The 12991-nt window shown below is 58.9% G+C and carries 14 protein-coding genes and 1 pseudogene; 6 read left to right on the forward strand and 9 right to left on the reverse strand.

Annotated elements, in window-relative coordinates; all coding sequences use genetic code 11:
- From A9D15_RS00085 to istA, 4 genes and pseudogenes are all read right to left on the reverse strand, one after another.
- Positions 1–424: pseudogene (locus A9D15_RS00085) on the reverse strand (transposase); the annotation flags it as partial.
- 76 nt (positions 425–500) lie between these two features.
- Positions 501–1175, reverse strand: a complete 675-nt coding sequence (locus A9D15_RS00090) for a hypothetical protein (protein ID WP_156521584.1) — start codon at positions 1173–1175, stop codon at positions 501–503.
- An 82-nt stretch (positions 1176–1257) separates the two neighbouring features.
- Entirely contained in the window at positions 1258–2037 is a 780-nt protein-coding gene (gene istB / locus A9D15_RS00095; protein WP_066760600.1) for an IS21-like element helper ATPase IstB, read from the reverse strand.
- Positions 2027–3565, reverse strand: coding sequence for an IS21 family transposase (gene istA / locus A9D15_RS00100; RefSeq protein ID WP_066760672.1), 1539 nt, complete (start codon positions 3563–3565; stop codon positions 2027–2029). The genes istB and istA overlap by 11 nt, the downstream gene beginning before the upstream one ends.
- A gap of 275 nt (positions 3566–3840) precedes the next feature.
- Here istA and A9D15_RS16335 point away from each other — a divergent pair, with 275 nt between their 5' ends.
- On the forward strand, positions 3841–4020 hold the full coding sequence (locus A9D15_RS16335) for a hypothetical protein (RefSeq protein WP_156521585.1): 180 nt from the start codon (positions 3841–3843) through the stop codon (positions 4018–4020).
- A 30-nt stretch (positions 4021–4050) separates the two neighbouring features.
- The gene (locus A9D15_RS00105; RefSeq protein ID WP_066760601.1) at positions 4051–4239 is read left to right on the forward strand and encodes a hypothetical protein; all 189 of its coding nucleotides are present in this window, start codon (positions 4051–4053) and stop codon (positions 4237–4239) included.
- Between the two features lie 118 nt (positions 4240–4357).
- Here the strand turns inward: A9D15_RS00105 and A9D15_RS00110 are convergent, their stop codons facing one another.
- The 4 genes from A9D15_RS00110 to A9D15_RS00125 all read right to left on the reverse strand — a co-directional run bounded on the left by A9D15_RS00110 (position 4358) and on the right by A9D15_RS00125 (position 8317).
- Positions 4358–5434 carry a PepSY-associated TM helix domain-containing protein gene (locus tag A9D15_RS00110; RefSeq protein ID WP_066760603.1) on the reverse strand — a complete coding sequence of 359 codons (1077 nt, stop codon included), beginning with the start codon at positions 5432–5434 and terminating at the stop codon, positions 4358–4360.
- Positions 5434–7566 carry a TonB-dependent receptor gene (locus tag A9D15_RS00115; protein WP_066760604.1) on the reverse strand — a complete coding sequence of 711 codons (2133 nt, stop codon included), beginning with the start codon at positions 7564–7566 and terminating at the stop codon, positions 5434–5436. Before A9D15_RS00115 ends, A9D15_RS00110 begins: the two co-directional genes overlap by 1 nt.
- A gap of 254 nt (positions 7567–7820) precedes the next feature.
- Positions 7821–8090, reverse strand: a complete 270-nt coding sequence (locus A9D15_RS00120) for an usg protein (protein WP_066760605.1) — start codon at positions 8088–8090, stop codon at positions 7821–7823.
- Complete coding sequence (locus tag A9D15_RS00125; protein ID WP_066760608.1) at positions 8087–8317, reverse strand: hypothetical protein; 231 nt, start codon at positions 8315–8317, stop codon at positions 8087–8089. The genes A9D15_RS00120 and A9D15_RS00125 overlap by 4 nt, the downstream gene beginning before the upstream one ends.
- A gap of 262 nt (positions 8318–8579) precedes the next feature.
- Here A9D15_RS00125 and groES point away from each other — a divergent pair, with 262 nt between their 5' ends.
- From groES to A9D15_RS00145, 4 genes are all read left to right on the forward strand, one after another.
- The gene (gene groES, locus A9D15_RS00130; RefSeq protein ID WP_066760610.1) at positions 8580–8894 is read left to right on the forward strand and encodes a co-chaperone GroES; all 315 of its coding nucleotides are present in this window, start codon (positions 8580–8582) and stop codon (positions 8892–8894) included.
- A gap of 52 nt (positions 8895–8946) precedes the next feature.
- Entirely contained in the window at positions 8947–10566 is a 1620-nt protein-coding gene (gene groL, locus A9D15_RS00135; protein ID WP_066760612.1) for a chaperonin GroEL, read from the forward strand.
- Between the two features lie 155 nt (positions 10567–10721).
- A complete protein-coding gene (locus tag A9D15_RS00140; protein ID WP_040966136.1) occupies positions 10722–10913 on the forward strand; it encodes a DUF465 domain-containing protein in 192 nt (63 codons plus the stop codon).
- 251 nt (positions 10914–11164) lie between these two features.
- Complete coding sequence (locus tag A9D15_RS00145) at positions 11165–11641, forward strand: Hsp20 family protein (protein WP_172807426.1); 477 nt, start codon at positions 11165–11167, stop codon at positions 11639–11641.
- 57 nt (positions 11642–11698) lie between these two features.
- Here the strand turns inward: A9D15_RS00145 and A9D15_RS00150 are convergent, their stop codons facing one another.
- Positions 11699–12820 (reverse strand): S1C family serine protease, encoded by a 1122-nt coding sequence (locus tag A9D15_RS00150; protein ID WP_229660429.1) that lies wholly within the window; start codon positions 12818–12820, stop codon positions 11699–11701.
- Between the last annotated feature and the right edge of the window lie 171 nt (positions 12821–12991).

Below are 12991 nucleotides of genomic sequence, written 5' to 3' on the forward strand. Positions count from 1 at the left end.
ATCAGCGCCAGCGTCTCGTCCGTTTCCGGCACCGGTGCGTAGTAATAGGACGAGCGGCTGATAAGCAGCAGACGGCACTGCGCCGAGATCGACAAGCGATGGTGAGCAGGTTCGACCATTGCCCGCCTCCGATCCACGCTCATCGACCGAAGGCTTTTGCTAAAAAATCCCGCTCCACGACCAGTTGCCCGATCTTGGCGTGCAGCTTTTCCACCTCGCTCTCGCTGACGGCCCTGGCCGTATCGCCGGCGCCGGAGAAGGTGCTTGCCATCCCGTCGATGGCTTGGCGCTTCCACGATGCGATCATCGTGTGGTGGACACCGTGCTTGGCTGCCAGCTCCGCCAGCGTCAGGTCGCCCCGGATCGCTTCCAGCGCAACCTTGGCCTTGAAATCCGCGCTGTAGCGCTTTCTCGTCGTCTTCATTCCCGTACCAATCCATCAGGTCGGGATTAGCTTAGCATCCTGTCCAGGAAACCGGCACCACCTCACATCGAGCCATTCACGTTTCAATATAGCTGCAGGGTTCGAACCTGTCTGACAGTTCGAAAAGATGTATCGGCCCAGACGGCTCAACGTCGAGGCCTTTGTAGCCTGTAGGAACTCTGACAACTACCTCTAGGCGGCTCTCGGATAGAGCGGCGATGGCAAGCGCAAGGGCGTGAGATTTTGCGCCTAGTGCCATACCGGAGACGCCTCCGCAGCTCGACGCCCTGACAAAGGAGATCGCTTGTTCGGCGACGCCGATCACATTGCCCAGAGAAATCTCATGGGTCAGTGATTGCGCATCGTTTAATAAGTTTTTGAAGGCGATGCGTTCGCTAGGGACCATGTCGCGCTCGGGGCCGGGGGCGTCTTCAGCGATGAAGATCAGCATCGTGCGATCCGGCTCGATCCGATCCATGAAGGAGCGCGCCATGCCGAGTTCTCCGCCCAATGTCACCAAGAGATCGTTGCTGGCCGGCATGAGCTCGGCTGCTTTGAGATAAGGGATGAGCTCCGGCCGCCAGTCGCCGGTAGCGACAAGGGTTCGATTTCCAGTCGCAGATGTACTCTTAACGGCGTCGGCATCTGTATGGTCATAGGACCCAGCAACATATACGCAGTCCATTACAGCGATAATCGCGGGAGAAACCGGCCCCGACGAGGAACATAACGTAAGCTTGTTGATTTCCACTGAGAGCTGACCCGGGAGGGGCATAAATTTCCACTGAGAATTGACCCGGGTGGGTATTATGTCCCGCTGTGCGGGCGGTGGGTCAAGCGGGTGATTTTTCCTTTCTAGATTTGGGCGCCGCAGAACTGGCGCGGAAACGGAAGCTGTCGTTTCCGGTTTCGAGGATGTGGCAGTGATGGGTGAGCCGATCGAGCAGCGCTGTGGTCATCTTGGCATCGCCGAACACACCGGCCCACTCGCTGAAGCTGAGGTTGGTGGTGATGATGACGCTGGTACGCTCATAGAGCTTGCTGAGCAGGTGGAAGAGCAGCGCACCGCCTGACGGGCTGAACGGCAGATAGCCCAGTTCGTCGAGAATGAGCAGATCGAGGCGCAGCAGCCGGTCGGCAAGCTGACCGGCCTTGTTCATCGCCTTTTCCTGTTCCAGCGCATTGACCAGATCGACCGTGGCGAAGAAGCGGACCTTCTTGCGGTGATGCTCGACAGCCTGAACGCCCAGCGCGGTGGCAATGTGCGTCTTGCCGGTTCCGGGACCACCGATCAGCACGACGTTGTGAGCCCCATCGATGAACTCGCCGCGATGAAGCTGGCGGACCATGGCCTCGTTCACCTCGCTGGAAGCGAAGTCGAAGCCGGCCAGATCCTTGTAGGCCGGGAATTTGGCCGCTTTGATCTGGTAGGCGATGGACCGGACCTCGCGTTCGGCGACTTCGGCCTTGAGCAACTGGGAGAGGACAGGGACGGCCGCATCAAACGCGGGTGCCCCTTGCTCGATGAGTTCGCCGACGGCCTGGGCCATGCCGTGCATCTTGAGAGAACGTAGCATGACCACGACGGCGGCGCTGGCGGGGTCATGACGCATGACGCAGATCCTTATTCCGCAGGGTATCGTAGCGGGCGACGTTGGCCTTGGGTTCACGCTGCAAGGTCAAGGCCTGCGGGGCATCGATTCTGGGCGGCGTGCCATCCTTGCCGTCAATCAGGCGATGCAGGATATTGAGAACGTGGGTCTTGGTCGCGACGCCGGCCTCGAGAGCCAGTTCGACGGCACACAACACGGCTTGTTCGTCATGGTGCAGGACCAGCGAGAGGATTTCTACCATCTCCCTGTCGCCGCCGGAGCGCTTCAGAAGCTGGCCCTGTAGTTGCCGGAATGCCTCCGGCATCTCGGTAAAGGGGGCGCCATTGCGCAAGGCTCCCGGTTTGCGCTGGATCACCGCGAGATAGTGCCGCCAATCATAGATCGTCCGTCCCGGTTGATCATGGGATCGTTCGATGATCCGCCCATGCTCGCACAGGATCTGCCCCTCGGCGGCAATGACGATGCGTTCGGGATAGACCCGCAGGCTTACCGGCCGATTGGCGAAGGAAGCGGGGACACTGTAGCGGTTGCGTTCGAAGGAGATCAGGCATGTCGGCGACACCCGCTTGGTGTGTTCCACAAAGCCATCGAAGGGCCGCCCCAGCGGCATCAGGCTCGCGAGTTCGGCGGCATGCACATCAGCGATGGTGCCGGGCAGCACGCCATGCGGAATCTCTCCCCACTGCGCGATGCATTGCTCCTCGAGCCAGGCATTGAGCGCATCGATGTCCGGGAAGGCAGGCCCGGAAGGACCATGGGCCTGCCACAGTCGCCGCCGCGCATCCTGAACGTTCTTCTCGACCTGACCCTTCTCCCATCCTGCGGCGGGATTGCAGAACTCCGGTTCGAACAGGTAGTGGCTCGCCATGGCCGCAAAGCGGGCGTTGACCTGCCGGGCCTTACCGCTGCCGATCTTGTCGACCGCGGTCTTCATGTTGTCGAAGATTCCACGCTGCGGCACCCCGCCCAGCACCCGGAAGGCTTGGGTCATGGCATCGAACAGCATCTCATGGGTCTGGAGCGGATAGGCCCTGACGATAAAGGCTCTGCTGTGCGACAGCTTCGTATGTGCGGCCTGCAGCTTGGTCTGCTTGCCGGCGATCATGGCCCAGTCCTCGCTCCAGTCGAACTGGAACGCCTCGCCAGGCTGGAATACCAGTGGGACGAAAGTTCCGCGTCCAATAGTCTGGGCGTCGCGCTGGCGGTCCGCCTTCCAGGTCCGCGCGAAAGCCGCCACGCGGTTGTAGGAACCGGCGTATCCCAAGGCCACGAGATCGGCGTGCATCTGCTTGACCGTGCGTCGCTGCTTGCGCGACTTGCTGGCCTCGATCCTCAGCCAGGCCGAGAGCTTCTCGGCAAACGGGTCCAGCTTGCTCGGGCGATCGGGAACCTTGAACTTCGGCTCCACCGTATCCGCCCGCAGGTACTTGCGGATCGTGTTGCGCGACAATCCCGTGCGCCGTTCAATCTCACGGATCGGGATGTGCTGCCGGAAATGCCAGCGTCGAATTACACTCAGTAACGTCATGTCGATCACTCCAGGATCTCCCGACCTGCAAGCCAGGAGAACGATCAGAACATGGGTCAATTCTCAGTGGAAATTTATGCCCCTCCCGGGTCAGCTCTCAGTGGAAATCAACAATGTATCGATTCAAAGAGCAGGAGAAGGTCCGCTTTTGGCATGCAACGTAGCAAAACAGACGGCATAATCTTCGGCTAACGATGTGCATTGTGAGATGAGATCTGCCAACGCTAGCCAGCGGTCGTTGGATTGGGCATATCGATCTGCATCGGAGATACCCAATGGTCGAACGCTCGAAACTAGATTCAGAAGCGCGCCGCAAGGAGAAGCAGGCGCAGCGTGATGCAGATGCCCAGGCTCTTGCGAATGGGGAAATCACTCAATCAGATTTAGCAAAACGTAATGGGCTTTTCACCGCGGCTCGGATTGTTAGATTCAAAGTCAATTACAAGCGCGGTTAATCCCGACGGTTGCGGGGCAGAAAAGTCGATATGACGAAGAACGAGATCATCGCCATCCTCGAGCCGCGCTTCGCGTCGAAAGCTGAGGCATGCGAGTGGTGTGCCCATTTTCCAATCCCCGGCTTTAACGGCAAGACCGCAGATCAACTTGTGAAAGTTGGCCTAGGCTCCGCAGTCATCAGTTTTATCGAGAGCGTTGACGCGGGTGTTCACGCGTAGGGACGACTTTAGCGCCAACCTCCGGCGAACTTCGGCTTCTGGGCCGATTGCGGACTGACCGGAGTTGGCTCTGGAAATGCCCAAAGCGGACATCGGAATTGTAGAGCCTCGGATCGACTTAATTCGCCGACTCTACTGGGCTCAGGAACTTCGTCGAGCGACTGCTGAATTTACCCCTCCAGAAAGACCAGCTCGCAAGGAGACCCAACAGCACAAGAGCCAACCCGGCAAAGGTCATTGCGATCCGCCATAGGAATCCGCCAACCTTGGCGGCATGTATCGGGTAGAGCTTCTCGACAACGGTAGAAGCTGCATCACCCATCGCCGGATCATCCTTGGCAACGATGGATCCTCCTTCCGGCGAGACCCATGCATAGCTTCGACCGTTGGGGGTCCACTCAAAGTCCTGGCGGAAGCGAATGGCAATGGGTTCGCCGGGCGCGGCGGGCATCATCAATCGACGGGCGGCAGCCGAAGGATAGGCTGATTGAGCGTTGGCTATGACAACTGCCCAATCGGTACTTTCGCTGACTGACGCGAGGTCACTCGGAAGTTCAGGCTTGGCATCGGCATTAGCGATCGGTGAAAGCAACACGGAAGAGATCGCCGGAAACACCATCATTGTGCCCGTGGCTGCTGCGATGAGCAGCAAGGGCGATCCTACTACTCCCAGATCGCGATGATGCCTGACGATTGCGCTAGCCGTATAGCGCGCCGGCCATAAGCGGAACCGGAAGGTCTTTCTAGTACGCCACCACAGGATCGCCCCTGTGATGGTGAACGCCAACAGGATGATACCCAAAACACCGGTAATGGTTTTTCCAAACTCACCCATTAGCAGATAGTGATGCAGGTCGAACAACCACAGTTCGGGCCGCTCCCAGATCCCCGACCAGCGATCGATAACGGTCCCATCTTGTGCGATGTAAGCACCGCTCCCGTCCAAATAGATTGCCTGGTGTAATCCGATCTCTTCGCTAGCAAACGTGATGCGGGACAGCCCGGGCGCGGTCTCAACGGCAACTTCAATCGCCTTGGCCAGTTCGGCCGGACTGCTGGCCGGTGCGTCATTGGCACCGTCCAGCAGGATCCAGCTGTCTTCCCATAGGAGAACTGTGCCGGACAGTCCGATCACAGCCAGAACCAAGCCGACCAGGCCGCCTGTCCAGCGATGCAGAAGCGAGAGAAGTTTCATCAGAATTCGCTGCGCAAGCTCAAGGTGAAAGTGCGCCCGCGGCCGGAGAAGAAGCGGCTGTTGTCCGTCACACGGACCGTATCGCTATCATAGGTGACGTAGAACTTGTCGGTCAGGTTCTGGGCGGCCAGCGAAACTTCTCCGAAGTCCGCACGATACGAAACGAATGCATCGAGCAGCGTGTAGCCTTTGAAATCGGTAGCCGTCGAAGCGTCGTTGAACTCGCGCTCGAGATACATGCGCGCCTGCGCCCGAGCGCTAAAGCGTCCCGAGGTGTAATCGGCTGCCAAATTCACGCGGTCGGGAGAAATGTTCGCGCCGTCGAGGTCCTCGTCGATGAGGCCATCGTCGTCGGCATCGGTCTGCCCTTCAAGCGCCGCGTAGCCCCCGCTAAGCGAAAGCCCGGTAATCGGGGTCTGCCATGCGAGACTTGCCTCGAAGCCTTGGATCTCGATCGGCTGGCGCTCGACCTCGAATACATCGTTGCGCAGGACGAGAAGCGATCCAAAATCGCTCGACGACCAGAAGTAGCTGGCCGATGCCTTGATAGCGCCGCGATCCCATTCGAGCCCCAGCTCGCGGTTGTTCGAGACCACGGGCTCAAGGGAAATGAAATCGTCGACGTCGACCCCCGGCTGGGTGATCCCTCGCAGGATACGGCCGACGTCAGCGATGGTGAAACCTTCGGCATAGCTTCCGTAGGCCCGCAGGCCGTCGATCGGCTCGATGATAACACCGCCGTTCAAGAGCACGTCGTCGAACGATGGTGAGCCACCCTCGACATCCACGGATCCGTAGCTGGCGAGCGTCGAAAAATCGCCCACATTGAGTTCGACATTTTCGTAGCGAAGACCGCCTGCCAGACGCACCACTCCATCGGCCAAGGCCAAATTGCCCTGGAGGAAGGGAGCCAAGCTGCGGAAATCGCTCTGGGGCACCCAAACGCGATCGGTTTGCACGAGAGACTGCGCGGTACGGTCGAACAACGCATCGAATCCGGCCGTCAGCACGAGGTCTTCAAAACCCGGAAGCGCACGTTCGTAGCTGACCTTCGCGCCAAGCTTGCGCGAGCGGTTCGCCGACTGATCGAAGAGGGTCCCGCTTGGATCGATAGCTGGATCCTGAAATGTCCCGAATACACCGCCGCCGAAGACGTCGCTGGTGCGGCTATAGAAGCCCTGCAACACGAAGGTACCGCCAGCGAGGTCGGGATCGGTCAATGAAGCCGAAATAAGCTCGGCAGTGTTCGAAGGCGGCGCGCCCGGCGTTTCGCCACGTTCGCTAGTGGAAGGGATGTTGGCCGAGCGATCGCCGGAAACGGAAACGTAATTTGCATTGCCTTCGAGTTCGAACCGGTTTGCGACAACTTCAAATCGGGCACCGTTCGCGAGATCGTAGCCGAGGCGACCGAAGACCGACCAACTGTCGCTGTCCTGGATTTCACCCTGGGTGCCATCGACGCCGATGTGATTTCCCGAGCCATCAAAGAACGCTCCGCGCTTCTCGAGCGTGGCACCAAAGCTGGCGTCGAGCGATCCGGCGCGATAGCCAACCAACGCGCCGGTTTTCGCGCCAATGCCTTCGCCATCGAAGCCATCGGGTAATGTGAGCTGGGAGAGTGTGCGGAAAGAAACGCCGTCTTCGCGGGGCGCGCCGACTGTTACCTGGTTCACCACGCCACCTGTCGCTCCGATCCCCTGAAGTGCATTCGAACCGTAAATGACCTCAACGCGATCGATGAAGAACGGGTCAATCGTGTAGCCGTCGCGCGAACCATCTCGGACAGGCGTCGACTGAGGAATGCCGTTGATCGCATAAAGCGGCGCACGGCCGCGCAGGCTTTCCCCCGAACCGGACAGCTTCTCCCGCGTCGGAGAAAAAGACGGCAACAGCGCGGAGACTGCGTCGACCGTCGAGCCAGAAACTAGGACCTGCCTTTCGAGCGCTTCGCGATCGATAATGTCTACGGTCAGTGGTAGCGCGCTGGCTGGGAGCTGCGTTCGAGCGGCGGTGACGACAATCGTATCCTCACCATCTGTGTCGGAAGATGTCGCTCCTGCAGGATCGATGGTTTGGGCAAAGGCGGGCGAAAGCGGTGCCAGCGCAAGTGCGCCGGCCAGATAGCGGTACATTCAAAGCTCCCTTGAGATTTGCCGCCGCCTAACCTTTCTGCTATTAATTCGCAATAGTAATATTGAGACTTCCTTAGAGAGCTCGCTTGCCGTCAGTGATGTCGGTTTAGGGGCCGAAAATCGACTGGCAGCTTTCAGTGGGGGAAACTCGAAAAGCTGCCTATCAATTGGCCGAAGGTTTTCAGATTTTACCAGTCAGCAGTTTGCTTCCATTGGCACGCGTCCGGATTAGCAAGCTCAATCACACGGCTCTGCTAGTCCCACGAGATCACGCTATCCGCCGAACGCCAGCTCGCTGGCCGGATCATCTTTTCGTGTGCGATACGGACTGACCTGATCTCCGCCTCAATCTCTCGCCGCCAATGCGCGAGGAAATCGAACAGCACCGGGAAATCCGGTGCTGCATCGTATTCCTGCCAAGCATAGATCTGCAGGAGCGAAGGGTGATCCGGCATGAAATAGCAGATCTCAGCCGTCGTCAGCCCGTACCCTTCCAGCTGAACCAGCAAAGCGAGGTCGGTCATTGAAGTGTGGGCTGGCTGTCCGGGCCGTCGAGCGAGCGCAGCGCCGCGAATACATCGTCAACGGAAGCCGGACCCAATTCGGGGGGCTGGCGCATCGCCGGCTGGTTTTCGACGGCATGCCGATCTGACTCCCAGGAAGCCAGAATGGCTCGCTTCACTTCGGGCTCAAGCGCTGGATGATGCGCCACATCGAATGGATGCAAATATCGTGCGAATGGTTGCGACATAGGAAAATCCTCCTTTCTGCCTTGCCGCTGGTCACTCACTGCGGATTGCTCCGCTCGGCGTATTTTGTGAGTCGATTTCAGACCGTCAAGACCCTGATAGGCCTCCGGAAAGCGCCCATTGGCAGTCGCAATCGGCGAGTGCCAAAAAATTTGATTTGGACCTCTTGAAGCCGTTTCCAGCAAAACTAGATCGCGAAATGCCTCCTGCCGATCATCCGGGGGAGGCGCTGTAAGTCATTTCGCTTTGTAATGGAGGTTATGCATGCATTTCCGACCTTTGCACGATCGCGTGCTGGTTCGCCGTATCGAGGCCGAAGAAAAGACGGCCGGCGGCATTATCATCCCTGACACCGCCAAGGAAAAGCCGATGGAAGGCGAAGTCGTCGCCGTTGGCCCGGGGGCGCGTGACGATGCCGGGAAGCTGGTGGAACTCGCCGTCAAGGCGGGCGACCGCATCCTGTTCGGCAAGTGGTCCGGCACCGAAGTGCGGATCGACGGCGAGGACCTGCTCATCATGAAGGAGAGCGACATCCTCGGTATCATCGAAACTGCCGCCGAGCTCAAAAAGGCGGCGTAAGCAACCAACCCGATCTTCGGTTCAATCGAAAGAAGAGAAAGGAGCAGGCTAGATGGCTGCGAAAGAAGTAAAGTTTGCGTCGGATGCGCGTGATCGCATGCTCCGCGGCGTGGATACGCTTGCAAATGCGGTCAAGGTAACTCTCGGCCCCAAGGGCCGCAACGTGGTGATCGAGAAGAGCTTCGGTGCTCCTCGTATCACCAAGGATGGCGTCACTGTCGCCAAGGAAATCGAACTCAAGGACAAGTTCGAAAACATGGGCGCACAGATGCTGCGCGAAGTCGCCAGCAAGCAGAACGACAAGGCGGGTGATGGCACCACCACCGCCACCGTTCTTGCCCAGGCCATCGTGCGCGAAGGTGCCAAGGCGGTTGCAGCCGGCATGAATCCGATGGACCTGAAGCGCGGTATCGACCTCGCCGTCGGCACCGTGGTCAAGGACCTCGAAAGCCATGCCAAGAAGGTGTCCGCCAACAGCGAAATTGCACAGGTCGCGACCATTTCCGCCAATGGCGACGAAACCGTCGGTCGCATCCTTGCTGAAGCCATGGACAAAGTCGGCAACGAAGGCGTGATCACGGTCGAGGAAGCCAAGAGCCTCGAAACCGAGCTCGAAACGGTCGAGGGCATGCAGTTCGATCGCGGCTATCTCTCGCCCTACTTCGTGACCAACGCCGAAAAGCTGAAGGTGGAACTCGAGGATCCCTACATCCTCATCCATGAGAAGAAGCTGTCGAACCTGCAGGCGCTGATCCCGCTGCTCGAACAGGTCGTGCAGTCGGGCAAGCCGTTGCTGATCATCGCGGAGGATGTCGAAGGCGAAGCCCTGGCTACCCTGGTGGTCAACAAGCTGCGCGGCGGCCTCAAGGTCGCGGCGGTCAAGGCACCCGGCTTCGGCGATCGCCGCAAGGCCATGCTGGAGGATATTGCCATCCTCACCGCCGGCAATGTGGTCAGCGAGGAACTCGGCACCAAGCTGGAAAATGTCACGATCGGCATGCTCGGCCGGGCCAAGAAGGTCATCATCGACAAGGACAACACCACCATCGTCGATGGTGCCGGTAACAAGGCCGACATCGACGCCCGGGTAAGTCAGATCCGCGCCCAGATCGAGACCACGACCAGCGACTACGACCGTGAAAAGCTGCAGGAACGCGTGGCCAAGCTGGCTGGCGGCGTTGCCGTCATCCGCGTCGGCGGTGCCACCGAAGTCGAGGTCAAGGAGCGCAAGGATCGTGTCGACGACGCGCTGCACGCAACCCGTGCGGCCGTCGAGGAAGGCATCCTGCCGGGTGGCGGTATCGCCTTGCTCCGCGCGCTCAAGTCGCTCGAAGGCCTAAAGGCCGCCAATGACGACCAGCAGTCGGGTATCGACATTGTGCGCCGTGCGCTGCGCGCCCCGGCTCGCCAGATTGCCGAGAACGCGGGTGAGGACGGTGCCTATATCGTCGGCAAGCTGCTCGAAGGCGACGACTATAACCACGGCTTCAACGCCGCGACCGGCGAATATGAAGATCTGGTGAAGTCGGGTGTCATCGATCCGGCGAAGGTGGTGCGCACTGCGCTGCAGGACGCTGCTTCGGTTGCCTCGCTGCTGATCACCACCGAGGCGCTGGTGGCCGAACTGCCCAAGGAAGACACGCCCGCACCGATGCCGGCGATGGACTTCTAACAGGGTGAGGAGAGCGCGGCATCAAGCTGCGCTCTCCCAACCTCCACGCACGGCTGGCGGCAGTGTTGCCTAGCGTCTCCACACGCCCTCTTGAGAGGGGCAGTCTCCGAAAATGGCGTTGTCAGAAAATCGGTCGAATGAGAGAGGAGGAGATAATGACCGACAGGTATCTGGACTATCTTTCACGCGAACATGCTCGGCTCGAGAACGAAATCCGGCTGGAAAGCAAACGACCCAAGCCTGACGAAGTTCTGATTGCCCGCCTGAAGAAGCTCAAACTGGCGCTCAAGGACCAGATGCGAAGCTGGGCTTCCGATCACGCGAGCAGCGATCGGCTGACCGCGTAAACGGACTAGAACCAAACATATTCTCTCTTGGAAGAAGGCCAGGCGCACCTGTATCGGTGTGCCTGGTTTTCTCTTGCAAGATACTGAAAACACGAAGATAAAAAATTTTATCCGGTCTTGAAATCAATTGCGCATTTCCTAATTTCGTTAATACCGGATGCCATAATGGGTCCGGTTGGACATTAGGGCGTCAGCTCTTTCGTTCGCTGACGCTTCTCGTGCCCAGATTGCTCAACAAGGAGGATTTGGAAATGAGAACTGCATTTGATTTGACCCCCTATCGCCGCTCGACGGTCGGCTTTGATCGGCTCTTTGATGCGCTCGAAAACAGCTTCCGTGCTGAGACGCAGGACAGCTACCCACCCTTCGACATCGTCCGAACCAGCGAGGACAGCTACCGGATCACTCTGGCGGTGGCCGGCTTCCGTCCGGACGAAATAGACATCACCGCACAGCAGAACCAGCTCGTCATCTCCGGTCAGAAAGACGAGAAAGACGAAGACGGTGTGAATTTCTTGCATCGCGGTATCGCTGCGCGCGCGTTCGAGCGCCGGTTCCAGCTGGCCGACTATGTCGAAGTGCGCGATGCGGACTATGAGCACGGCATGTTGACGATTTCGCTCCAGCGGATCGTCCCGGAATCGCTCAAGCCACGCAAGATCGCCATCGGAAGCAGCAAGCATGGCAATGACGACACGCCGCAGCTGACTGAAGACAAGGCGGCCTGAGCCTCATGGCCGCTGAGAGGGCCGGTCTCACCAATGGGACCGGCCCATCTTGGTAAATTAGATTCCCGGTTCGAGTTTAAGCCTGACCATGCGCTCTTCGCCGCCGCGCATCAGCGTGAGTTCGACGATTTGTCCGACGCGAAAGTCGTCAAGTCGGGCGAGCAGATCGCCCACTCTGGACACAGGTTTGCCATTCAGAGCGGTAACGATGTCCCCAGGAGCTACGCCGCCCCTAGTGCGCTGCGCTGCAATCAGACCGGCGCGATCCGCTGAGGACCCGGGATCGACCCGCAGTACGAAAACACCTTCGATCCCCGAAGCACGTTTGAGCCGGTCGTTGATATCGTCATCGCTTTCAAGGCCAAGGCTGGGTCGCGTATAGCGCCCCTCAGAAATCAGTTGCGGCACAACCCGCATGACCGTGTCGACCGGTACGGCAAAACCGATGCCTGCCGATGCCCCCGAGGGACTGTAGATTGCGGTATTGATCCCGATCAGTCTGCCCGCTGAATCGAGCAGCGGACCGCCCGAATTGCCTGGGTTGATGGCCGCATCGGTCTGGATCAGGTTGCGAATGTCGGGGCCGTTCTCATTAGGCAGCGAGCGATCCAGTGCCGAGACGATCCCTTTAGTCAGGGTCCAGTCTAGGCCGAACGGGTTTCCAATCGCGAAGACATTCTGCCCGACTTGCAGATCATTGCTCGTTCCTATGGGGACCCGAGCGGGCGCTGTGAAACCTGCACCGCCGATCTTCAAAACAGCAAGGTCGTGCTGTGGGCTCGTACCCACCAGTGTGGCGGAAAACTGGCGACCGTCAGCAAGCTGTATTTGCGCTTCTGATGCACCCTCGATGACATGATAATTAGTAAGGATATGACCTGCCTCATCCCATACGAGGCCCGAACCCGACCCGCGCGGGACGCTATAGACATTACGTGTCCAGAAATCGGCAACTCGCTGCCGTGTCGATATGAAGACGACGGACTCTCGGGCATTGCGGAACAGGTCGATATTGGCGCGTTCATCTGCAGCTAGATCTCCACGCGGAGTGACCATCCGTGGCTCGGCCACCGGAGCCGACTGGTTGAAGAGTAACGACACTGTTGCAGCTAAGAGGAGCCCATTCATTATGATCAAAACCACTATCCATGGACGCGAATTTGGCGTTGCCTTCGTCAACGATCTTCTCATCACAGATAAATAGCGCTGGTTATGCAAGGATCAACGGAACGCCGCTTCATTCTTCGATCGACAGCGGTATCGACAAATTTCAATCCATGATCGGACATTGGGGAAGCCTATAACCAAGGCTAGGCTGCCAGTCCGCTTTCAGGTTGCTCTAAGAGGGCC

This window comes from Croceicoccus pelagius, assembly GCF_001661915.1.
GTDB classification, from domain to species: Bacteria; Pseudomonadota; Alphaproteobacteria; order Sphingomonadales; family Sphingomonadaceae; genus Croceicoccus; species Croceicoccus pelagius.

What these genes read in the sequence shown, in the direction of transcription:
- A9D15_RS00145 (WP_172807426.1), top strand. Translation starts at nt 11,165, where the DNA reads ATGAGAACTGCATTTGATTTGACCCCCTATCGCCGCTCGACGGTCGGC.
- istA (WP_066760672.1), bottom strand. Translation starts at nt 3,565, where the DNA reads ATGACGTTACTGAGTGTAATTCGACGCTGGCATTTCCGGCAGCACATC.
- A9D15_RS00125 (WP_066760608.1), bottom strand. Translation starts at nt 8,317, where the DNA reads ATGTCGCAACCATTCGCACGATATTTGCATCCATTCGATGTGGCGCAT.
- A9D15_RS00120 (WP_066760605.1), bottom strand. Translation starts at nt 8,090, where the DNA reads ATGACCGACCTCGCTTTGCTGGTTCAGCTGGAAGGGTACGGGCTGACG.
- groES (WP_066760610.1), top strand. Translation starts at nt 8,580, where the DNA reads ATGCATTTCCGACCTTTGCACGATCGCGTGCTGGTTCGCCGTATCGAG.
- A9D15_RS00110 (WP_066760603.1), bottom strand. Translation starts at nt 5,434, where the DNA reads ATGAAACTTCTCTCGCTTCTGCATCGCTGGACAGGCGGCCTGGTCGGC.
- A9D15_RS16335 (WP_156521585.1), top strand. Translation starts at nt 3,841, where the DNA reads ATGGTCGAACGCTCGAAACTAGATTCAGAAGCGCGCCGCAAGGAGAAG.
- groL (WP_066760612.1), top strand. Translation starts at nt 8,947, where the DNA reads ATGGCTGCGAAAGAAGTAAAGTTTGCGTCGGATGCGCGTGATCGCATG.
- A9D15_RS00105 (WP_066760601.1), top strand. Translation starts at nt 4,051, where the DNA reads ATGACGAAGAACGAGATCATCGCCATCCTCGAGCCGCGCTTCGCGTCG.
- A9D15_RS00140 (WP_040966136.1), top strand. Translation starts at nt 10,722, where the DNA reads ATGACCGACAGGTATCTGGACTATCTTTCACGCGAACATGCTCGGCTC.
- A9D15_RS00115 (WP_066760604.1), bottom strand. Translation starts at nt 7,566, where the DNA reads ATGTACCGCTATCTGGCCGGCGCACTTGCGCTGGCACCGCTTTCGCCC.
- istB (WP_066760600.1), bottom strand. Translation starts at nt 2,037, where the DNA reads ATGCGTCATGACCCCGCCAGCGCCGCCGTCGTGGTCATGCTACGTTCT.